This window comes from Paenirhodobacter sp. (assembly GCF_041916475.1).
In the GTDB taxonomy this organism is placed as follows: Bacteria; Pseudomonadota; Alphaproteobacteria; order Rhodobacterales; family Rhodobacteraceae; genus Rhodobacter.
This window is the reverse complement of the sequence record NZ_JAYRZN010000034.1, coordinates 17,616-38,479: the sequence shown is the minus strand read 5'-3', so window position 1 is coordinate 38,479 and position 20,864 is coordinate 17,616. Positions and strand designations below refer to the sequence as shown.

17 protein-coding genes and 2 tRNA genes are annotated in these 20,864 nt (G+C 67.3%); 15 read left to right on the top strand and 4 right to left on the bottom strand.

Annotated elements, in window-relative coordinates; all coding sequences use genetic code 11:
* The coding region (locus tag ACOMG5_RS13940; protein ID WP_420344405.1) for a DUF2126 domain-containing protein at positions 1–2,935 on the bottom strand (2,935 nt) is incomplete at its 3' end.
* 192 nt (positions 2,936–3,127) lie between these two features.
* On the bottom strand, positions 3,128–3,688 hold the full coding sequence (locus ACOMG5_RS13935; RefSeq protein ID WP_420344404.1) for a YcbK family protein: 561 nt from the start codon (positions 3,686–3,688) through the stop codon (positions 3,128–3,130).
* A 321-nt stretch (positions 3,689–4,009) separates the two neighbouring features.
* On the opposite strand from ACOMG5_RS13935, the gene ACOMG5_RS13930 reads away from it, so the two are divergent.
* Genes ACOMG5_RS13930 through ACOMG5_RS13915 form a run of 4 tightly spaced genes read left to right on the top strand, consistent with a single transcriptional unit; the run spans position 4,010 to position 8,248 of the window.
* A complete protein-coding gene (locus tag ACOMG5_RS13930) occupies positions 4,010–5,647 on the top strand; it encodes a L,D-transpeptidase family protein (RefSeq protein ID WP_420344403.1) in 1,638 nt (545 codons plus the stop codon).
* A 27-nt stretch (positions 5,648–5,674) separates the two neighbouring features.
* Positions 5,675–6,778: a UDP-3-O-(3-hydroxymyristoyl)glucosamine N-acyltransferase gene (locus tag ACOMG5_RS13925; RefSeq protein ID WP_420344402.1), complete on the top strand. Its 1,104-nt coding sequence runs from the start codon at positions 5,675–5,677 to the stop codon at positions 6,776–6,778.
* Between the two features lie 7 nt (positions 6,779–6,785).
* Positions 6,786–7,061 carry an acyl carrier protein gene (locus ACOMG5_RS13920; RefSeq protein ID WP_420344401.1) on the top strand — a complete coding sequence of 92 codons (276 nt, stop codon included), beginning with the start codon at positions 6,786–6,788 and terminating at the stop codon, positions 7,059–7,061.
* A complete protein-coding gene (locus ACOMG5_RS13915) occupies positions 7,061–8,248 on the top strand; it encodes a beta-ketoacyl-[acyl-carrier-protein] synthase family protein (RefSeq protein ID WP_420344400.1) in 1,188 nt (395 codons plus the stop codon). The genes ACOMG5_RS13920 and ACOMG5_RS13915 overlap by 1 nt, the downstream gene beginning before the upstream one ends.
* 51 nt (positions 8,249–8,299) lie before the next feature.
* On the opposite strand, the gene ACOMG5_RS13910 is transcribed toward ACOMG5_RS13915, so the two are convergent.
* Positions 8,300–8,947 carry an invasion associated locus B family protein gene (locus tag ACOMG5_RS13910; protein ID WP_420344399.1) on the bottom strand — a complete coding sequence of 216 codons (648 nt, stop codon included), beginning with the start codon at positions 8,945–8,947 and terminating at the stop codon, positions 8,300–8,302.
* A 204-nt stretch (positions 8,948–9,151) separates the two neighbouring features.
* Between ACOMG5_RS13910 and cysE the strand changes: the two genes are divergently transcribed.
* From cysE to ACOMG5_RS13865, 9 genes are all read left to right on the top strand, one after another.
* Positions 9,152–9,973 carry a serine O-acetyltransferase gene (gene cysE / locus ACOMG5_RS13905; protein WP_420344398.1) on the top strand — a complete coding sequence of 274 codons (822 nt, stop codon included), beginning with the start codon at positions 9,152–9,154 and terminating at the stop codon, positions 9,971–9,973.
* Between the two features lie 139 nt (positions 9,974–10,112).
* Complete coding sequence (locus ACOMG5_RS13900; RefSeq protein ID WP_420344397.1) at positions 10,113–10,814, top strand: response regulator; 702 nt, start codon at positions 10,113–10,115, stop codon at positions 10,812–10,814.
* Positions 10,815–10,835: 21 nt separating this feature from the next.
* On the top strand, positions 10,836–11,975 hold the full coding sequence (locus tag ACOMG5_RS13895) for an FIST N-terminal domain-containing protein (protein WP_420344396.1): 1,140 nt from the start codon (positions 10,836–10,838) through the stop codon (positions 11,973–11,975).
* Positions 11,972–14,212, top strand: a complete 2,241-nt coding sequence (locus tag ACOMG5_RS13890; protein ID WP_420344395.1) for a PAS-domain containing protein — start codon at positions 11,972–11,974, stop codon at positions 14,210–14,212. The genes ACOMG5_RS13895 and ACOMG5_RS13890 overlap by 4 nt, the downstream gene beginning before the upstream one ends.
* A gap of 151 nt (positions 14,213–14,363) precedes the next feature.
* Positions 14,364–14,440 (top strand) — tRNA-Asp (locus ACOMG5_RS13885).
* 27 nt (positions 14,441–14,467) lie between these two features.
* A tRNA-Asp gene (locus ACOMG5_RS13880) sits at positions 14,468–14,544 on the top strand.
* A gap of 74 nt (positions 14,545–14,618) precedes the next feature.
* Complete coding sequence (locus ACOMG5_RS13875) at positions 14,619–15,884, top strand: glutamate-5-semialdehyde dehydrogenase (RefSeq protein ID WP_420344394.1); 1,266 nt, start codon at positions 14,619–14,621, stop codon at positions 15,882–15,884.
* Positions 15,885–16,013: 129 nt separating this feature from the next.
* Positions 16,014–16,391: a phasin family protein gene (locus tag ACOMG5_RS13870; protein WP_420344393.1), complete on the top strand. Its 378-nt coding sequence runs from the start codon at positions 16,014–16,016 to the stop codon at positions 16,389–16,391.
* Positions 16,392–16,720: 329 nt separating this feature from the next.
* The gene (locus ACOMG5_RS13865) at positions 16,721–18,469 is read left to right on the top strand and encodes a PHA/PHB synthase family protein (protein WP_420344392.1); all 1,749 of its coding nucleotides are present in this window, start codon (positions 16,721–16,723) and stop codon (positions 18,467–18,469) included.
* Here the strand turns inward: ACOMG5_RS13865 and mnmA are convergent.
* Positions 18,466–19,608 (bottom strand): tRNA 2-thiouridine(34) synthase MnmA, encoded by a 1,143-nt coding sequence (gene mnmA / locus ACOMG5_RS13860; RefSeq protein WP_420344391.1) that lies wholly within the window; start codon positions 19,606–19,608, stop codon positions 18,466–18,468. The genes ACOMG5_RS13865 and mnmA overlap by 4 nt on opposite strands.
* Positions 19,609–19,739: 131 nt before the next feature.
* Between mnmA and ACOMG5_RS13855 the strand changes: the two genes are divergently transcribed.
* Both ACOMG5_RS13855 and ctrA read left to right on the top strand, forming a co-directional pair.
* Positions 19,740–20,018 (top strand): DUF1153 domain-containing protein, encoded by a 279-nt coding sequence (locus tag ACOMG5_RS13855; protein WP_420344390.1) that lies wholly within the window; start codon positions 19,740–19,742, stop codon positions 20,016–20,018.
* 95 nt (positions 20,019–20,113) lie between these two features.
* Entirely contained in the window at positions 20,114–20,827 is a 714-nt protein-coding gene (gene ctrA, locus ACOMG5_RS13850) for a response regulator transcription factor CtrA (RefSeq protein WP_420344389.1), read from the top strand.
* Positions 20,828–20,864 lie beyond the last annotated feature (37 nt).

Below are 20,864 nucleotides of genomic sequence, written 5' to 3'. Positions count from 1 at the left end.
TCTCCAGATGCACGCCTTCGGCCTGGATCTGGCCGCAGAAGGGGAAGCGGAACTCGGCCTGGGCCTCGAACCAGACCGGGTCGAAATCGAAGCCATGGATGCGCAGGTCCGCGAGCAGGCTCAGCAGGTCTTCCCACAGGAAATGCGGCAGCATGAAGCGGTCGTGCAGGACCGTGCCCCATCGCACGGGGCGGCCTTCCACCGGGGTCGTCCAGCAGCGCGCGATCAGCGCGCGCAGCAGCAATTGCTGCGCGAGGCTCATGCGCGGATGCGGCGGCATCTCGAAGCCGCGGAACTCCACCAGCCCGAGCCGCCCGGTGGGGCCATCGGGGGAATAGAGCTTGTCGATGCAGATCTCGGCGCGGTGGGTGTTGCCGGTCACATCGGTCATCATGTTGCGCAGGAGCCGGTCCACCAGCCAGGAGGGCGGCACCATGCCCTGCCACGGAGGCACGATCTGGCTCAGCGCGATTTCGAGCTCATAGAGCGTGTCGTGGCGGGCTTCGTCGATGCGCGGGGCCTGCGAGGTCGGGCCGATGAACAGGCCCGAGAACAGGTAGCTGAGGCAGGGATGCCGCTGCCAGATCAGGATCAGCGATTTCAGCACATCGGGGCGGCGCAGGAACGGGCTGTCGTTCGGCGTGGCGCCGCCGACGACGACATGGTTGCCGCCGCCAGTGCCGGTATGGCGCCCGTCGATCATGAACTTGTCGGCGCCGAGGCGGCTGAGGCGCGCCTCTTCATAGATCGCCTCGGTGGTGGCGACGCAATCCTCCCAGCTGTGCGCGGGGTGGATGTTCACCTCGATCACGCCCGGATCCGGCGCCACCCGGATCACATTCAGGCGCGGGTCATTGGGCGGCGCATAGCCCTCGATGTGGATGGGCAGGTTCAGCTGCGCCGCAGTGGCTTCGGCCGTAGCGATCAGCTCCAGATAGTCCTCCAGCGTATCGCAGGGCGGCATGAACAGGCACAGCCGCCCGTCCCGCGGCTCCATCGCGATCGCGGTGCGCACCCAGCCGCCCGCCGGATCCACGCCGTCGCCCAGGTCGCGGTCCTGCGGCATGATCGCCTGGCGCTCCGCCTCCGCGGCCCCCTGGGTGTAGCCCTGCGTATGGCCCGGGCTGACGGGGGGCAGCATTTCGGCGCGCTCGGCCTCCTCGGCGGCGATCCGGTCGATCTCCGCCTGGATGCGCTGGCGCCGGGTTTCCATCAGCGCCTGATAATCCGGCAGCGGCGCCACCGGCACCGTCGGGTCGGCCGGGTAGCTGTAGGGATATTGCGCGGGCGGAATATAGGGCAGGGCGTTCAGCGGCAGGCGGAAACCCACCGGGCTGTCGCCCGGGATCAGAAAAATGTGGCCCCGGCGCGGCTTCCACAATTCGGAGCGCCAGTGCGAGGGCTTGTCTGCCGATTGCCACCAGCGCTGGAGCGGCAGCACATAGCCCGAAGGCTCGGTTAGCCCGCGGCTGAATACGCGCGCATAGCGGGCGCGGTCCTCGGGGTTCTTCAGCTTGCTGTTCTCGGGGCTGACATTGGGCGGCAGGTTGGCTTCCTTCAGGATCCATTCGCCCGGATCCTCATAAGCAGGCTGGGCATAGCCGCCGTCGAGCCCGAGATTTTCGGCGAAGGCCGCCATGAACCGCCCCGCCTCGGCGGGGCCTGCGCTGTGCGGCAGGGTTTCCTTCGCGATCAGGTCGGGGTTCTTCCACACCGGCAGCCCGTCGCGCCGCCAATAGAGCGAGAAGGTCCACCGCGGCAGGCTCTCGCCCGGATACCACTTGCCCTGCCCGTAATGCAGGAAGCCGCCCGGCGCGAACCGCCCCTGCAGCCGCCGGATCAGCGTATCGGCCAGCCCGCGTTTCTGCGGCCCGACGGCGGCGGTGTTCCATTCGGCCGACTGGAAATCGTCAATCGAGACGAAAGTGGGCTCGCCGCCCATGGTCAGGCGCACATCGCCCGCGGTCAGGCTGGCATCCACCTTCTGGCCGAGCGCGTTCAGCCGCCCCCAGGCCTCATCGGAGAAGGGCTTGGTGATGCGCGGATGCTCGGCCACGCGCGCGATCTTCATGTCGAAGTCGAAATCGGTATGCACCGGGCCCGGCGCGGTGAAGCCGCCGACGATGGGCGCCGCGTTGCGGAAATGCGGGGTCGCGGCCAGCGGGATGTGGCTTTCGCCGGTCAGCAGGCCCGAGGTCGGGTCGAGCCCGATCCATCCCGCGCCCGGCAGATAGACCTCGCACCAGGCGTGCAGGTCGGTGAAATCGTGGTCGGTGCCGGCGGGGCCATCGAGCGAGACCACATCGGGGCGCAGCTGGATCAGGTAGCCCGAGACGAAGCGCGCGGCAAAGCCCAGATGGCGCAGCGCCTGCACCAGCAGCCAGCTCGAATCGCGGCACGACCCGGACGCGAGCGAGAGCGTTTCCTCCGGCGTCTGCACCCCGGGTTCGAGCCGGATCGTATAGTTCACCAGCTGCGAGATCCGCGCGTTCAGTTCCACCAGGAAATCGACGGTGCGCTTCTGCCCGCGCTCGATCGTGCCAAGGAGATGCGCGAGCTCCGGCCCCGCAGGCTCCGGCGTGCGGTAGATCACCAGATCGTCCTTCAGCTCCGGCGGATAGTCGAAGGGCCAGTGCTCCGCGGCTTCTTCCACGAAGAAATCGAACGGGTTGTAGACGGTCATGTCGGCGACGAGATCGACCTCGATCTTCAGTTCCGTCACCGGCTCCGGGAAAACGAACCGCGCCAGCCAGTTGCCATAGGGATCCTGCTGGTGGTTCACGAAATGGCCACCGGGCGAAATCTGCAGGCTGTGCGAAATGACCCGGGTGCGCGAATGCGGCGCCGGGCGCAGGCGGATGATCTGCGGGCCCAAGGTGACGGGCTTGTCGTATTTGTAGTGCGTGAGGTGATAGATGGATGCGTAGATCGCCATGGCCGCTTCCCTGAAAGTGCTGGGCCCAGATTAGGCGAGCCGCCGCATCCGGCCACCCCAAATCTACCCTTTTCGCGCCCAGGTGGCGGCTTCGCGAGCAGATGCATGATTTTTGTGCGCTGGCTCCGCAGTGCTGCGGAAAAGAAAAAGCGCCGCGAATGCGGCGCCGTTTTTCCGGGCTGTGGTGGGGGCTCAGCCCTGCCAGGTGCGGACCTGACCGCAATCCATATGGACGAAGTTGGAGCCATAGTAACGCCCGACGCCGCCCGCATTGCACGCCGAGGCGGCCGCGAACATCTGCGAGACGGAGCGCGATTTCATCCGCAGATCGGCCGCCATGCCGCTCATGTGCAGCGAGTTGCGCGCCACCCCGCGCGAGCGCGAGCGCAGCATCGCGTTGGTTTCCGGCGAGCGGTAGCCCGAGAGCATCATATAGGGCTCGTTGGTCTCCATCAGCCGGTGCGAGGCCGCGGCGATGTCGACGGTACGCGGATCGATGACCTTCACCTTGTCGTTGCGCCAGTCGCGCATGAAATAGGTGATTTCCTTCAGCGCCTCGGGCACATATTCGCCCTCGATCCAGTAAACGGTGTCGATGCTCTCCCCGGTCCGGCCGGAGTACATCTTGATGCGGCGGACATCGCCCGCCCCACGCAGGAACCCGAAGGCATTGGACGCCGACGGCGCGGCGGTCACAGCAGTCGCAGCGAAGGCTGCCAGCAGCCCGCGGCGGGAGAATTTCGAGTCGATCATGTGTTCGCCTGTCCTCGTCGACGTATTGCCGGTCTTGTTTGTCGGCTTAACGTGCCTGCACCTCTGACTGTCGAAGTTATGCCACAGGGTTTCCGTTTCTCCAACAAACGATTCCCGCGCTGCGGCGCGACGCCGCGCTGATCGGCCGAAAATCGCCAAGTCCAGCCCGATCTTGCCGAAAGCGGGGCGCTGTGTCCGCGCTGCATCGGTCCGCCGGGCTCGCGGTGGCCGCGCATCACATTTCGCGCAAACGCCTTGAATCGCTGGACATGACGCGGAAATTCCTTAATCGCTTCAGAAAAAAGCGGGCAGGAGCCGGGCATGACGGGCAGGTACGGAATCGGTGTTGTGGCCTTGGCCGCGATGGCGGCGGTGTTTCCGTGCGGGGGACGCGCGCAGGAGCGCGCCGCGCCGATCGTGCCGATCGTCTATCCGGCGCCGCTGTCTCCGTTCGCCGAAGGGTTGAGCGAAGGGCTGGCTGATTCTCCCGCCCTGTTGCAGGCCTATGCCACCCGCAGTTATGCGCCTTTGTGGACCACGGACGCGGACGAGCCCCGGCGCGCGGCGCTGTTTGCCGCGCTGGACGCGGCCCCTGCGCAAGGGCTTCCCGCGCGCCGTTATGCCGGGGCGGCGCTGCGCGCGGCCTTCGGGGCCGCGGGCTCCGAGCGCGAGCGCGGCCTGCTGGAGGCGCGGGTGGCGCGGGCCTGGGCGCTTTATGCGCGCGATATTTCCAATGGCCTGCTGAACCCGAAGCGGGTCGACCCCGGCATCGTGCGCGAGATCCCGCGCCGCGATACGGGCGCGATGCTGGCCGAATTCGCCGCGAGCCCTGCGCCGGCGGCCTGGCTGCGCGGGCTGATCCCGCAAGATCCGCGCTACGGCGCGCTCCTGCAGGCGCGGGCCGCGCTCGCGCGGCAGGCGCAGGCGGGTGGCTGGGGCGCGCCGGTGCCGGAAGGCGCGACGCTGCACCCGGGCGAAAGCGGCCCGGCGGTGACGGCGCTGCGCGCGCGGCTGCAGAAGATGGGCTATCTCGGCGCGGAAACCGGCACTGGCTATGATCCGGCCCTGCGCCGCGCGGTGCGGGACTGGCAGGCCGATATGGGCCTGAGCGCCGATGGCGTCGCGGGGGCGGCGACGCTCGCCGCGATCAACCGGCCGGTGGAGGAGCGGCTGCGCGCGGTGACGGTCGCGCTGGAGCGGCTGCGCTGGATGAACGGGCTCGATCTCGGCCAGCGGCACGTCTGGGTTAACATTACAGATTACCATGCCCGGATCGTGGATCACGACGAGACCGTTTTCGATACGGTGACAGTGGTGGGCCAGAACGAGGACGGACGGCGCACGCCCGAATTCTCCGATCAGATGGAGATGATCGTCATCAATCCGAGTTGGCATGTGCCGCGCTCGATCTCGGTGCGGGAATACCTGCCGATGATGCAGCGCAACCCGAATGCCGCGGCGCAGATCATGCTGGTGGACAGTGGCGGGCGCATCGTGCCGCGCTCGGCGGTGGATTTCGCGGCCTATGATGAAAACAGCTTCCCCTACCGGATGCGGCAGGACCCGTCGGACGACAATGCCCTCGGCCAGGTGAAGTTCCTGTTCCCGAACCCGTGGAACATCTACCTGCACGACACGCCCTCGAAGGCGCTGTTCCAGCGCGAGACGCGGGCGTTCTCGCATGGCTGCATCCGGATCGGGAAGCCGTTCGACCTGGCCTATGCGCTGCTGGCGCCGCAGCAGCCGGACCCGGAGACATATTTTCAGGATATCCTGAAAACCGGAAAGGAAACCGTGGTGACGCTGGATCCGCCGGTCCCGGTGCATCTGGTCTATTTCACCGCCTGGCCCAATGGCGCCGGCCGGATCGAATATCGCGACGATGTCTATGGCCGCGATGCGGCGCTTTGGGCGGCGATGGAGCGCGCGGGGGTGGATTTGACCGCCGTCAGCGACTAGATCGGAGGAAGCGACAAGGAGGTCATCATGGCTCAGCAGACCGTCGAAACCATTGCGCAGGCGCTTGCGGCCGAGGCCGAAGGCGAGCTGACGCTCCCGATCGACGGTGCGGCGGAGCCGCAGGCCGCCGGGCCGCGCCAGATCGCGCTGGCGATGGCGCCGAAATACCTGGAGGTGCTGGCCCAGGGGCAGGCGCAGGCGGCGCTGGTGCCCGTGGGCACGGACTGGCGGGCGCTCGGGCTGAAGGCAGCCATCTTCGTGCCGCGCCCGCGCCTCGCGATGGCGGGGCTGTCGAAGGCCTTCGACCCGGGCCCGGTGATTGCGCCCGGCATCCACCCGAACGCGGTGGTCGACCCGAGCGCCGAGATCGGCGCGGATGCGGCCATCGGCCCCTTCGTCTATATCGGCCCGGGCACGAAGATCGGCCCGCGCGCGCGCATCGCGGCGCAGGCCGTGGTGGCCGAGCACGCGCGCATCGGCGCGGATGTGCTGCTCTGTTATGGCGTGAAGATCGGGGCGCGGGTGGTGATCGGTGATCGCTTCATTGCCCAGCCCGGCGCCAGCATCGGCGGCGACGGCTTCTCCTTCGTCACCCCCGAGAAATCCGGCATCGAGGAGATCCGCGAGACATTGGGCCACCGCGACGAGATCCGCGCGCAGCACTGGACCCGGATCCATTCGCTGGGCACGGTGGAGATCGGTGACGATGTGGAGGTCGGCGCCAATGCCACCATCGACCGCGGCACGATCCGCGCCACCACCGTCGGCCGCGGCACCAAGATCGACAATCTGGTGATGATCGGGCACAACGTGCAGGTGGGCGAGGACTGCCTGTTCTGCTCGCAGGTGGGGGTCGCGGGCTCCACCCGCATCGGCAACCGGGTGGTGCTGGCCGGGCAGGTGGGGGTCAATGACAATATCTTCGTCGGCGATGACGTGATCGCGGGCGGCGCCACCAAGATCTTCACCAATGCGCCCAATGGCTCGGTCCTGCTCGGTTATCCGGCGCTGAAGATGGAGACCCATGTCACCGCCTGGAAGAACATCCGCCGGTTGACGAGATTGTTCGCCCAGGTGGCGGAGCTTCGCGAAACTGTTGCAAAGCTGTCCGAAAAGGGGGGCACGGAGTAACGGCTGGATGAGGTCCGACGTGCAGGAGCAGATCATCAACATCATCGCGCGCGAAGCCGTGGTGGACCCGGCGCAGGTGCGCCAGGACATGACGCTGGAAGAGCTGGGGCTCGACAGCCTCGGCCTCGTGGAGATGATCTTCGCGATCGAGGAGGCCTTCGGGGTCTCGGTCCCGTTCAACGCGAACGAGCAGCAGCAGAGCGATTTCGACATTTCCTCGGTCGGCGCGGTGATCCGCGCGGTCGAGCGGCTGATCGCCGGGCGGGGGGTGGCGGTCGCCTGATGCGGCGCGTCGTCATCACCGGGGCCGGCACGGTCAATGCGCTGGCGGCGGATGTGGCGGGCACCTGGGCTGCCATGGCCGAGGGGCGCTCTGCCATCGGCGCGCTGGAGTTTGCGGAGGTCGAGCGGCTGCAGATCCGCATCGGCGCCCAGGTCCGGGGCTGGGAGCCGGAGGCGCGGCTGGATCCGTCGCGGCTCTCGCTCTACGATTGTTTCACCCAGTTCGCGCTGGTCGCGGCCGAGGAGGCCATGGCCCAGGCAGGGGCGCCTGCGGGCGGGCCGCGGTGGGGCTCGGTGATCGGCACCGCGGGCGGCGGCAACGGCACGGTGAACGACGCCTATCGCGCCGTCTATGCCGAGGGCCGCAACCGCGTGCATCCCTTCACCGTGCCGCGGCTGATGAACAATGCCGCCGCCTCGCATATCTCGATGCGCTTCGGGCTGACCGGGCCGGTGTTCTCCGTGGCCACGGCCTGCGCGAGCTCCAACCACGCCATCGGCCTCGCGTTCCAGATGATCCGCGCGGGCATGGCCGACGGGATGCTCGCGGGCGGGGCGGAGGCGATGCTGAATTTCGGCGGGCTGAAGGCCTGGGAAGGGCTGCGGGTGATGTCGCCCGATGGCTGCCGCCCGTTCAGCCTCGGGCGCAACGGGATGGTGCAGGGCGAGGGCGCGGCGGTGTTCGTTCTGGAAGAGCGCGATGCGGCGCTGGCGCGCGGGGCGGATATTCTGGCCGAGGTGCTGGGCTTCTGCATGACCTCGGATGCGGGCGATATCGTCATGCCCTCGGCCGAAGGGGCTGCGCGGGCGATCCGCGGTGCGCTGGAGGATGCGCGGATCGCGCCCGAAGCGGTGGGCTATATCAACGCCCATGGCACCGGCACCGCCGCCAACGACCGCACCGAGGCCACCGCCATCCGCACCGTTTTCGCGGAGCCGCCGCCGGTCTCTTCCACCAAGGCCCTGCACGGGCATTGCATCGGCGCCACCGGGGCGATCGAGCTGCTGGCCTGCCTGCTCGCGCTGCGCGAAGGCGTGATCGCGCCCACGGCGGGCTTCACCGCGCCCGATCCGGATTGCCCGCTCGATGTGGTGCCGAATACCGCGCGCGCGGCCGATGTGCGGGTTGCGCTTTCGAATGCCTTCGCCTTCGGCGGGCTGAATGCGGTGCTGGTGCTCGGGCGCTGAGCACGCATGAAAATGCCGCCCCGAAGGGCGGCATTTTGCGTTCCGGCGATCTTACTTCAGCTTCAGATCGGCGTTGTTCTTCGTCACTTCGTCGAAGGCCGAGGTGAAGCCCTTCAGCGACATGGTCACCGAGACCGGCTTGTTCGGGGTGGAGACCGGGACGATGGTCACGGTGACCTGCTTGCCCTTCTTGAAGGTCGCGAGCTCATCCGCGGTCAGGCCGATCCGGGCGAAGCAGCCGGGCGGGGCGCAGAAGGTGAACGGATAGACCTTCGGCTGCGCGCCGTCGATCGAGAGCTGCAGGTTCGCGGTCAGCAGGGTTTCGAGCGGGGTCATGATCGTGGCGCCCGCCGCAGCCTTGCCGCCCGCCGGAAGTGCGACCATCGAGATATCGGCGATGGCGTTGCCGGTGCCGTCCTTCATCAGCTGGTACATCTGGCACGGATCCTTGCCGCCATCCTGCGCCTTGAAGCACTGCAGGCTCCAGTCGTCGATGGTCTTGGCGATATAGGGCGCGCCGGGGCCGTTCGCGGGGGTGGCCGCATCGGGAGCGGCGGTCTGGGGGGCGGCCGGGGCTGTGGGCGCCGCCGCATCGGGGGCGGCCGGGGCAGGCGTCGCGCTGTCCTGCGCCTGGGCCACCGAGGCCGCCAGCACCAGCGCCATCGTCGCGGCAAGGGATTTCTTGAAATAGGTAGTCATCTTGACCTTCCATCCAGAACGGGATCGAACGCCCATTATCACGTCGCCGGATCACTGTCAGGTGCGAATGCGGTGGCGCGGGCGGCCTGCCGCGTGACAGATGCGTGAGCCCGGGTTGCGCGCGGCACAATCCTCCCGCCGGTGCCCTAGGCTTCGCCCCCGCCCTGTGCTAGTCTCCCAGCCTGAAGTCTGGAGGTCCGTCATATGGGCGAAATTCGTGCAAAGGTCAGCGCAGTCGATCCGGTCTGGAGCCGGATCTGTGCCGAGGCTCTGGAGGCGGTGCGCGACGAGCCGCTGCTGGGAGCGCTGATCCATGCGGGCCTGCTGCACCACCCGACGATGGAGCGCGCGCTGGCCTACCGGTTCTCGCTGAAGCTCTCCTCGGGCGAGATGAGCGAGCAGATCCTGCGCGAGATCGCTGATCAGGCCTATGGCAGCGACCCGGAGCTCGGCATTGCCGCGCGCGCCGATCTGGTCGCGGTCTTCGAGCGCGACCCGGCCTGCCACCGCTTCCTGCAGCCGATCCTGTTCTTCAAGGGCTATCAGGCGCTGCAGGCCTACCGGATCGCGCATCACCTCTGGACGACGGGGCGGCGCGACCTCTCCTATTTCGTGCAGATGCGGACATCGGAGGTGTTCGGCGTCGATATCCATCCGGCGGCGCGGATCGGCAAGGGCGTCATGATCGACCATGCCCATTCCATCGTCATCGGCGAAACCGCCGTTGTGGGCGACAATGTCTCCATGCTGCATTCGGTCACGCTTGGCGGAACCGGCAAGGAGGAGCAGGACCGGCACCCCAAGATCGGCAATGGCGTGCTGATCGGGGCGGGCGCGAAGGTTCTGGGCAACATCCATGTGGGCGACAACAGCCGCATCGCCGCGGGCTCGGTGGTGCTGGCCGATGTGCCGCGCTGCAAGACGGTGGCGGGCGTGCCCGCGCGGATCGTGGGTGAAGCCGGCTGCGACCAGCCATCGGTGCGGATGGACCACCGCCTGAAGGGCTGTGACTGCGCGCCGGACTGAGCGCCGCCCGGCCTGAGGGCACACGCCCGCTTGAGGCCGCGCCTGCTTAAGGCCCGCTCCTACTTAAGGACAGTATGCGGCGGTTCACGCGGCTTGCTAGTCTGGCCCGAGGAACGTGCGCATTTCACAGGACGGCATTATGACCCTGACCGCCCCCCGACCGGATCGCAAGGAGTTTCGCGCGGCGCTGATCGTGGACGATCATCCGCTTTTCTGCGATGCGCTCGGGATGACGCTGCAGGCGGTGACGGGGATTGACCGCATCGCGCAGGCGGATCGGCTTGCGGGGGCGCTGTCGGCGCTCGGGGACGGGGCGCGGCCCGATATCATCGTGCTCGATCTGAACCTGCCGGATGTGAACGGGCTGGAAGGGCTGATGCAGCTTCGCCAGACCGCGCCCGATATTCCGGTTCTGGTGGTTTCGTCGGTGGATGATCCGCGCGTGGTACGCGCCGCAGTGATCGCCGGGGCAGCGGGCTATGTGCCGAAGCATTCTCAGCGGGACCTGTTCCGCCAGGCGCTGGCCGCGATCGCGCGCGGCGACGTCTTCGTGCCCGAAAGCTCGGCCGAGGCGCTGAAGGCGCCGCCCAGCCAGCAAGACGAGGCGATCCGGCGCCTGAGCCAGCTCACACGCCAGCAGGCCAACATCCTCGAGCAGATCTGCGCGGGCAAGATGAACAAGCAGATCGCCTATGACCTCTCGATCGCCGAAACCACGGTGAAGGCGCATGTGACGGCGATCATGCGCAAGCTCGGCGTGTGCAGCCGCACCCAGGCCGTGCTGCTGGCGCGCGAGGCGCAGGCAACGGCGGCATTGCCCGAGGGCGGGGCGGCGCGCTAGTCTCCCCTCCGGGAGGACACCATGACATTCAGCGACAGCCCGCGCGCGGCTTCGGTGCCGGCGGATCTGCCCGATGCGGCGGAGCGCCTGGCCCGGCAGCTGGGGCCCGGCCCCTTTGCGCATATCTGCATCTTCGTCACCGCGGATGCGGATCTCGCGCATATCTGCGCCCAGGCGCAGCTGGCCTTTCCGCGCACCATGATCTGCGGCTGCACCACGGCGGGCGAAATCACCGGCAATGGCTATGACGAGGGCCAGGTGGCGGCCTTCGCCCTGCCTGCGGCGACGTTCGATACGGAAATGCTGGTGCTGGAGGGGCTGGACCGGCTCGACCCGCGCGAGGTGATTGCCGAGCTGCTGCGCGCGCGGCAGAACCTGTCGCTGCGCGCGGGGCATCTGGCGCATGAATCGGCGGTGCTGCTGGTGGACGGGCTCTCGGGGCAGGAGGACTGGCTGGCGGCGGCGCTCTCGGGGGCGCTCGGGGCGGTTCCGATGGTGGGCGGGTCTGCGGCCGATGGCGGGCAGTTCCGCCACACGTTCCTGCATGCGGATGGGCGGGTGTTGTCGAATGCGGCGGTGCTGATCTTGCTGCGCAGCCAAGGCGCGGTGCGGCCGTTCTCGCTCGACAACCTGCACCCGACCGAGGATTGCATGGTCGTGACCCAGGCCGACCCTGCCCGCCGCCTCGTGCTGCGCATCAACGACGAGCCTGCCGCGCAGGAATATGCCCGGCTTCTGGGCGTGGCGCCGGATATGCTCACCCCCTTCGTCTTTGCCGCGCATCCGGTGCTGGTGCGGGCGGGCGGGCGGCACCATGTGCGCGCGATCCAGGGGATCCAGCCCGATGGGGCGCTGCTGTTCTTCTCGGCGGTGGCGGAGGGGCTGGTGCTGACCATCGCGCGCCCGGGCGATATGGCGAGCCATTTGCAGCAGGAGCTCGCAGCCCTCGGGCGCAATGGCGCGCCGGCGGCGATTCTGGGCTTCGACTGCCTGTTTCGCCGCATCGATGCCACCGGGCGGCAGCGCACGCGCGATGTGTCGGATATCCTCGTGCGCCACCATGTCACCGGCTTTTCCACCTATGGCGAACAGTTCGGCGCGATGCATGTGAACCAGACGATGACCGGGCTTGCCTTCTATCCCGCCGGGGTGACGCCATGAACCGCCATGCAGGGCTCGCGCAATCGCTGATCAGCCCCGATGACAGCCTGGAGCGGCAGAACGAGAAGCTGCGCGCCATTGCCGCCGCGCTGATCCGCCATGCCGAGGCGCCCGAAGACGACCGCGGCACCGCCTATGCGCAGTTCCAGCGCGCGGCGATGCTGGAGGATCAGGTGCGCGCGCGCACGCAGGAGCTGGAGCGCGCGCTCGACCTGCTGAACGTGTCGAATGCGCAGCTGGCCGAGGCGCACCGCGAGAACGAATCCGCCCGGCAGAACCTGAACGCCGCGATCGAGACCGTGCAGGAGGGCTTTGCGCTGTTTGATTCGCGTGACCTTCTGGTGATGTGCAATTCGCGGTTCAATGCGCTTTTGCCCGATGTGCGTACCCATCTGAAGCCGGGCCTGCGGTTTTCGGAGTATCTGCGCATCGCGGCCGGATCGCGGCATCTGGGCATGCCGGAGGGGATGACGCCCGCGGACTGGATCGCCATGCGCGAGGCCCGCCATCAGAGCCACCATTTCATCCTCACGCAGCGCATGGGCGATGACCGCTGGGTTCAGGTCTCGGAGCATCGCACGCAGGACGGCGGCACGGTGATCCTGCAGACGGAGGTGACCGACCTGATCCGGCGCGAACGGGCGGAGCGCGGCCGGATCCTCGATGATCAGGCCGAGATCCTGCGCGCCACGCTGGAGCATCTGAAGCTCGGCGTCTGCGTGTTCGATGCGCGGCTGGAGCTTCTGTCCTGGAACGGGCGGCTGGCGGAATTCCTGACGCTTCCGCTCACGCGGCTGCGGCAGGGGATGCATTTCGACATGCTGCTGGAGCAGGTGCGCGATCAGTTCATCTTCCCGAACGGGCTCTCGGCCTACCGGCTGGCGGATTGGGTGCGGCGGGTGCGGCGGCGCGACCAGTTCCAGATGGAGGTCAGCCGCGATGGCGGGCAGGTCTATGAGATTTTCGCGCAGGAGCTGCCCGACGGCGGCTTCGTGCTCTCGCTGAGCGATGTGACGGCGGAGCGGGCGGCGATGCAGGCGCTGTCGCGGGCGAACGAGACGCTGGAGGCGCGGGTGATGGAGCGCACGCTGGAGCTCGAGGATGCGCTGGCGCGGGCGGAGCGGGCCAATGCCTCGCGCTCGCGCTTCGTCGCTGCCGCGAGCCACGACCTGCTGCAGCCCCTGTCGGCCGCGAAGCTCTATCTGGCCTCGCTCGCCGATGATGCGCTGAGCGCCACGGCACGGGTGACGCTCGACAAGGTGCAGGGCGCGCTTGGCTCGGTCGAGGGCATTCTGGGGGCGCTGCTGGATATCTCGCGGCTCGAATCGGGGCGGGCGGCGGTGGCGGTCGGGCCGGTGGCACTCGGGCCGATGTTCCGCGCGCTGGAGGATGAATTCGCGCCGATGGCCGCGCGCAAGGGCCTGCGGCTGCGGATCCGCCCGACGGAGGCCACGGTGCTCTCGGACCGGACCTACCTGCGCCGGATCCTGCAGAACCTGGTGTCGAATGCGGTGCGCTATACCGAGGCGGGCTGCATCCTGGTGGCGGCGCGGCCGCGCGGGGCGCAGATCCTCGTCGAGGTGCGCGATTCCGGGCCCGGGATCGACGATGAGGACCAGGAGCTGATCTTCCGCGAATTCCACCGGGTGAATGCCCATGCCTCGGCCTCCGAGGGGATGGGGCTCGGGCTCGCGATCGTGGACCGGGCGGCGGCGCTGCTCGGCCATCCGCTCGCGCTGCGCTCGTGCCGGGGCAGGGGCTCCACCTTCGCGATCCGGCTGCCGCGCGCCGCCGGGCAGATGCCGCACCCCGACCCGGGGCTGCCGCTGATCGAGGAATTCGGCTCGGAGGAAAGCGAGTTCCTGGTGCTCTTGGTGGAGAACGATGCCGAACTCGCCGGGGCCATGGTGCAACTGCTGGAGAAATGGCGGGCCACGGTGCTCGATGTACCCTCGGTCGAGGAGGCGCTGGAGCTGATCGAGGCCACGGGAATCGAGCCGGATCTGTGTCTGGTCGATTATCAGCTGGGCGAGGGGATGGACGGGCTGGAGGGGCTGGGTGCGCTGCGCGGGCAGCTCGGGCCGGTGCCGGCCTGGATCGTGACCGCCGATCGCTCCGAGGAACTGCGCACCCGGGCGCGGGCCTTGCAGGCCGGGGTGATCACCAAGCCGATCCCGCCTGCGGAGCTCGCGACGCTGCTGGCAGAGCTGCGCCGCCAGCGCGGCCACAGATCGTAACCATTGGTTTTTACGATATTTTCCGGAGGCCGCGCCGGATTGGCCAAAAAACCGCGCGAAATGTGAAAGTTTTCGCACGGGGCCGCTTGACGGGGCGCGCGGGCCTGCGTAAACACCCCACACGCTCGGATGGCGATCCGGGAAGGGTTGAGCGGTTGTAGCTCAGTTGGTTAGAGTACCGGCCTGTCACGCCGGGGGTCGCGGGTTCGAGCCCCGTCAACCGCGCCACCCTTCCGGATCGCCCTCGAGCATAGCGCGGTTGTAGCTCAGTTGGTTAGAGTACCGGCCTGTCACGCCGGGGGTCGCGGGTTCGAGCCCCGTCAACCGCGCCACTTTCTCCCCTCTCAGATGCTTGCCCGGGCGCGGGCCATGGCCTATACGGGGCTTCCGTGAAAAGGAGCCTGCCATGAAGGACCAGTTGGACGCCAAGAGCCTGATCGATACGCTGGGGGCCACCGCGCGCGCCGCCGCAGCCGAGCTCGCCTTCGCCCCAGCCGAGATCCGCGCGCAGGCGCTGACCCATGCCGCCGATGTGCTCTGGGCACGCCGCGCCGAGGTGATCGCCGCCAATGGCGAAGATCTGGCCTATGGCGCGAACAAGGGCCTGAGCCCGGCGATGATGGACCGGCTGATGCTCGATGAGGCGCGGGTGGAGGGCATCGTGCGCGGGCTGCGCGCGGTGGCGGCCCAGCCCGATCCGGTGGGCCAGGTGATCAGCGAATGGGACCGGCCGACGGGGCTGCACATCCAGCGCGTGCGTACGCCCCTGGGGGTGGTCGGGGTGATCTATGAATCGCGCCCGAACGTGACGGCGGATGCCGGCGCGCTGTGCCTGAAATCCGGCAATGCGGTGATCCTGCGCGGCGGCTCGGAGAGCTTCCATTCCTCACAGGCGATCCATGCCTGCCTGGCGGAGGGGCTGCGCGCCGCGGGCCTGCCCGAGGCCGCGATCCAGCTGGTGCCCACGCGCGACCGCGCCGCGGTGAGCGAAATGCTCCAGGCGGTGGCGCATATCGACGTGATCATCCCGCGCGGCGGCAAGGGGCTCGTCGGTCTCGTACAGGCCGAGGCGCGGGTGCCGGTCTTCGCGCATCTGGAGGGGATCTGCCATATCTATGCCGATGGCGCGGCCGATCTGGAAAAGGCGCGCCGCGTGGTGCTGAACGCAAAGACCCGGCGCACCGGGATCTGCGGCGCGATGGAGTGCCTGCTGATCGACCGCGCCTTCCTGGAGCGTCATGGCCCGGTGCTGATCGCGGATCTGGTGGCGGCCGGGGTCGAGGTGCGCACCGAGGGGGCGCTGCTGCAGGTGCCGGGCACGGTTCCGGCCGCGCCCGAGGATTTCGGCCGCGAGTTTCTGGACATGATCTGTGCCGCGCGGATCGTGGACGGGGTGGATGAGGCGATCGCCCATATCCGGCGCTATGGCTCGAGCCATACGGAATCGATCCTGACCGAGGATGATGCCACCGCCGCGCGCTTCTTCACCCGGCTCGATTCGGCGATCCTGATGCGCAATGCCTCGACCCAGTTCGCTGATGGCGGCGAATTCGGCATGGGCGCGGAGATCGGCATCGCCACCGGCAAGCTGCATGCGCGCGGGCCGGTGGGCGCCGAACAGCTGACCTCGTTCAAGTATCTGGTCACCGGCGACGGCACCTGCCGCGCCTGATTCCAGCGCAGCCGCAACATTTCCGCCCCCGGTGCCCCGGCGCCGGGGGCTTTTCTTGATGCAGATCAAATACCGCGGGGGCCCTGCGGGTGTGATATGCTGCGCGAAGACTGGGAGAGGAGATCTGAAATGACCACGAAAGCAACGAGCGACCCCCTGAAGGGTTTCACCGATGCGCTGCCGGACATGTCGGCCACGAATTGGGCGATGTTCGTCAAGCCTCAGGCCCGCATGGCCGAAGCGATGCTGAAGCATAATATCGAGACGCTGGAATTCCTGCGCGCACGGCTCGTACGCGACCGCCAATTCCTCGGCACCCTGTCCAAGGCGGAAACGCCGACCGAGGCGATCGGCCTGTGGCAGGGATTCTGGCAGAAGATGATGGCGGATTATGCCTCGGAAACGGACAAGCTTGCCTCTTCTGTCGCCACATTGGCGGAAGAGGCGATCCGCAGCGCGTCGGAGGAGGGCGTGGCGATGATGACACCGAAGGCGAAGTCGGACTAGACTGAGATCAACCGGCCCCCGGCGGATCGCTGGGGGCGTTACCAACGGAGGCACAGGTGACGGGACGGGAGACGGGAAGCGGTCGCCGGACGGGCGGCTAGGTCGTTCGTACGGAAAGGACGGAGGCGCATCGAACCGCCCGCAAGAAAACCTCCCCTCCCGCAGATACGCCCCCCGCCGAAACCAGCGAGGCCCCGGCCGCGAAGCCTGCGCGCGCAGCGGCAAAGGCACCTGCGGCAAAGGCTGCGGCGGCGCCGCGGGCCGCACGCAAGGCGGCGGAGCTGCCGCTCGCACCTGCGGCGAAGCTGCCGGTTCCGGTGCCCCCCGGGGTGCCCGCGCTGCGCGCCGAGGAGGGGCGCGCGGCCGAATCTCCGTTCCGGCATCTGGACCGGGCCTATCGGGCGCTGCTGGGCCGCGCCGAAGGCGGGCTCTCCGCCTATTCCATGAGCTCCGCCTTCTTCGACTGGGCGACGCATCTGGCTCTGAGCCCGGGCCGGCAGATGGAACTCGCCTGGAAGGCGGTGGCGGACAGCCAGAAGCTCCTGGCCTGGGCCGCGGCGACCCTTTCGGGCGAGCATCCGGGGCGCCCCCCGATCACGCCCGACCGGCGCTTCTCCTCGCCGGAATGGGCGAAATTCCCGTTCTCGGTGCTGTCGCAGGGCTATCTGCTCAGCGAGCAGTGGTGGAAGCACGCGGTCATCGGCCTGCCCGGTGTGGATGCGCATCACACCCGGCTGGTGGATTTCTACCGCCGGCAGATGCTGGACATGCTCTCGCCGTCGAACTTCCTGGCCACGAACCCGCAGCTTCTGGCCCGGACCAAGGACGAGGGCGGCGCGAACCTGATGCGGGGCACGCAGTTCTGGGCCGAGGATCTGGTCAAACGGCTGATGAATGTCGATGAACATTCCATCGAATTCACGCCGGGCGAGGAGGTCGCGGCCACACCGGGGCAGGTTGTGTACCACAACCGCCTGATCGAGCTGATCCAATATGCGCCGAGCACGGAGAAGGTGCAGCCGGTGCCGGTGCTTCTGGTTCCGGCCTGGATCATGAAATACTATATCCTGGATCTAACCGCCACGGATTCCCTGATAAAATGGCTGGTGGATCAGGGATTTACCGTGTTCTGCATCAGCTGGAAGAACCCCGGGCCCGAAGACCGGAACCTCGGCTTCGACGATTACCGCAAGCTCGGCGTCGTCGATGCGCTGCAGGCCGTGACGGCGATCACCGGCGCGCCGAAGGTGCATGGGCTCGGCTATTGCCTGGGCGGCACGCTGCTGTCGGTCTCCGCGGCTGCGATGGCGCGCGACGGCGACAACCGCCTCGCCTCCATGACCATGCTGGCCGCGCAGGTGGATTTCACCGAAGCGGGCGAGCTGAGCCTGTTCACCAACGAAGACCAGCTCTCGCTCCTCGAGGATATGATGTGGGAGGAGGGCGTGCTCGGCAAGGAGGCGATGGCGGGCACCTTCTCCATGCTGAAGTCGCAAGACCTGATCTGGTCAAAGATGGTGCGCGAATATGTGATGGGCGAGCGCGACCTGCCATCGCCGCTCGGCGCTTGGTCGGAGGATGCGACGCGGATGCCGTTCCGCATGCATTCCGAATATCTGCGCTGGCTGTTCCTGGACAATGACCTCGCCGAAGGCCGGATGAAGGTCGGCGGCAGCCAGATCTTCTTGCAGGACATCAAGCTGCCGGTCTTTGCCGTGGCGACGGAGAATGACCATATCGCGCCCTGGACCTCGGTCTACAAGCTGACCTGGCTCCTGCGCGGCGAGGTGACCTTCGCGCTGGCGTTGGGTGGGCACAATACCGGCATTGTTGCCGCGCCGGGCAACCCGCGGGCGAAGCACCGGATCATGACCCATACCCCCGGGCGCACTCATCCGGGGCCCGCGGACTGGGCCCAGCAGGTGCCGCAGCAGCCGGGATCCTGGTGGCCGGCCTGGGCCGACTGGCTGCGGGCGCAGACCAGGGGCGAGATGGTCGCGCCGCCGCCGATGGGCAATGCGGAGGCGGGCTATGCCGCACGCTATCCGGCGCCCGGGAAATATGTGATGCAGCGTTAGCCGCGGCCCTTCCAGATCCAGCCGCCGCCAAGGATCCGGCTGCCTTCGGTTTCGTAGAAAACGCAGGCCTGGCCGGGGCTTACGCCCTCTTCGGCGCTCAGCAGTTCGACTTCGGCCTCGGTCTCGCTGATCGGGCGCAGGATCGCTTCGCGCGGCGGTCGGGTCGAGCGTACCTTCACCGAAAGGTGCCACTCCGGCTGCGAGGTCAGGGGGGCATCGCCGAGCCAGTTGATCTCGCGCACCGGGATCGTGCGGGTGGCAAGGGCCTCCTTCGGGCCGACGATCACCCGCCGCGCCGCCGGATCGAGCTTCACCACATAGAGCGGGTCACCGAGCCCGCCGATGCCGAGGCCGCGGCGCTGGCCGATGGTGTAATGGATCACGCCGCGATGGGTGCCGAGCACGTTGCCCGCCAGGTCGACGATCTCGCCCGGGTCGGCCGCACCGGGGCGCAGCTTCTCGATCACGCTGGCATAATTGCCGTTCGGCACGAAGCAGATGTCCTGGCTGTCGGGCTTGTCGGCGACGGCAAGGCCGTATTTCGCCGCAAGCGCCCGGGTTTCGGCCTTGCTGTGCAGATGGCCGAGCGGGAACCGCAGGAATTCCAGCTGCTCGGGCGTGGTGGAGAACAGGAAATAGCTCTGATCGCGATTCGGATCGGCCGCGCAGTGGAGTTCCGCCCCATGCATGCCTGCCTTGCGCTGAATGTAATGCCCGGTCGCCATGCAGTCGGCATCGAGGTCGCGCGCGGTCTCCAGCAGGTCCTTGAACTTCACCCGTTCGTTGCAGCGGATGCAGGGCACCGGCGTCGCGCCCGAGAGGTAGGCATCGGCGAATTCCTCGATCACCGCCTCGCGGAAGGTGTTCTCGTAATCGAGGACGTAATGCGGGAATCCCATCGCCTCGGCCACGCGCCGGGCATCGTGAATATCCTGCCCCGCGCAGCACGCGCCCTTCTTCGCGAGCGCCGCGCCATGGTCATAAAGCTGCAAGGTGACGCCCACGACATCGTAGCCCTCTTCCTTCAGCATCGCCGCCACAACAGAGCTGTCGACGCCGCCAGACATGGCAACGACGACTCGGGTTTCGCTGGGCGGTTTGGGTAGTCCGAGCGAATTCAACTGGATAGGCGGATCCATGCGCATTTTGGCGGTCCTTTCGCGAGAACCGAAGGAATATATGAAAATGCTAAATACTCTCAAGAGTGCGTTTCACCCGTCGTTAAGTCGCTCCCCGCATCGTGACCCGCATGGAGTGAAGGGGTGCGACTATGTATCTGAAGAAAGTGAACGGTCCACGTTCGGTGACATTGCCGGACGGGACCATACTGACCCGGGCAGATCTTCCGCCCGGCGATACCCGCAGGTGGGTGGCCTCGCGCAAGGCGACGGTGGTTCAGGCCGTGACATACGGGCTGATCTCGCGGGCCGAGGTGCTGGAAAAATACAATCTGTCGGAGGAGGAATATGACCTCTGGTCGGATGCGGTGCAGCGCCATGGCATTGCTGGCCTGAAAGTCACAGCGATCCAGAAATATCGACAACTTTAAGTTGCGATGGGGGAAAAACCTGCGACAGTAACTCCGTGTTAACCAGTTGATGCAACGGTCATTGGTGATTGAGTGATTAACGCGGAGCACCCACAATGCGGATCCTGTTGGTGGAGGACGATCCGACGACCTCGCGCAGCATCGAACTGATGCTGACCCACGCGAATCTGAACGTCTATTGCACCGATCTTGGCGAGGAAGGAATCGACCTCGCCAAGCTCTACGATTACGACCTGATCCTTCTGGACCTCAACCTGCCGGATATGAACGGCCTGGAGGTCCTGCGCCAGCTGCGGCTCGCACGGGTCGAAACGCCGATCCTGATCCTGACCGGTGCCGATGACACCGACAACAAGATCAAGGGCTTCGGCTCCGGTGCGGACGATTACATGACGAAGCCGTTCCACCGCGAAGAGCTGATCGCGCGAATTCATGCGATCATCCGCCGGTCCAAGGGCCATTCGCAATCCGTGATCCGCACCGGCAAGATTGCCGTCAATGTGGATGCCAAGACGGTCCAGGCCGCTGGCAAGACCGTGCATCTGACCGGCAAGGAATATCAGATGCTGGAACTGCTGAGCCTGCGCAAGGGCACCACGCTGACCAAGGAGATGTTTCTGAACCATCTCTACGGCGGCATGGATGAACCGGAGCTGAAGATCATCGACGTGTTCATCTGCAAGCTGCGCAAGAAGCTCGCAGAAGCCACCGATGGCGACAATTATATCGAGACGGTCTGGGGCCGGGGCTATGTGCTGCGCGACCCGGATCAGGGCGAGATGGGGCGGCGCATCGCCGCCACGGCCTGAGGCCTCTGGACGACCTTCCCGGCTGACCCTATGGATT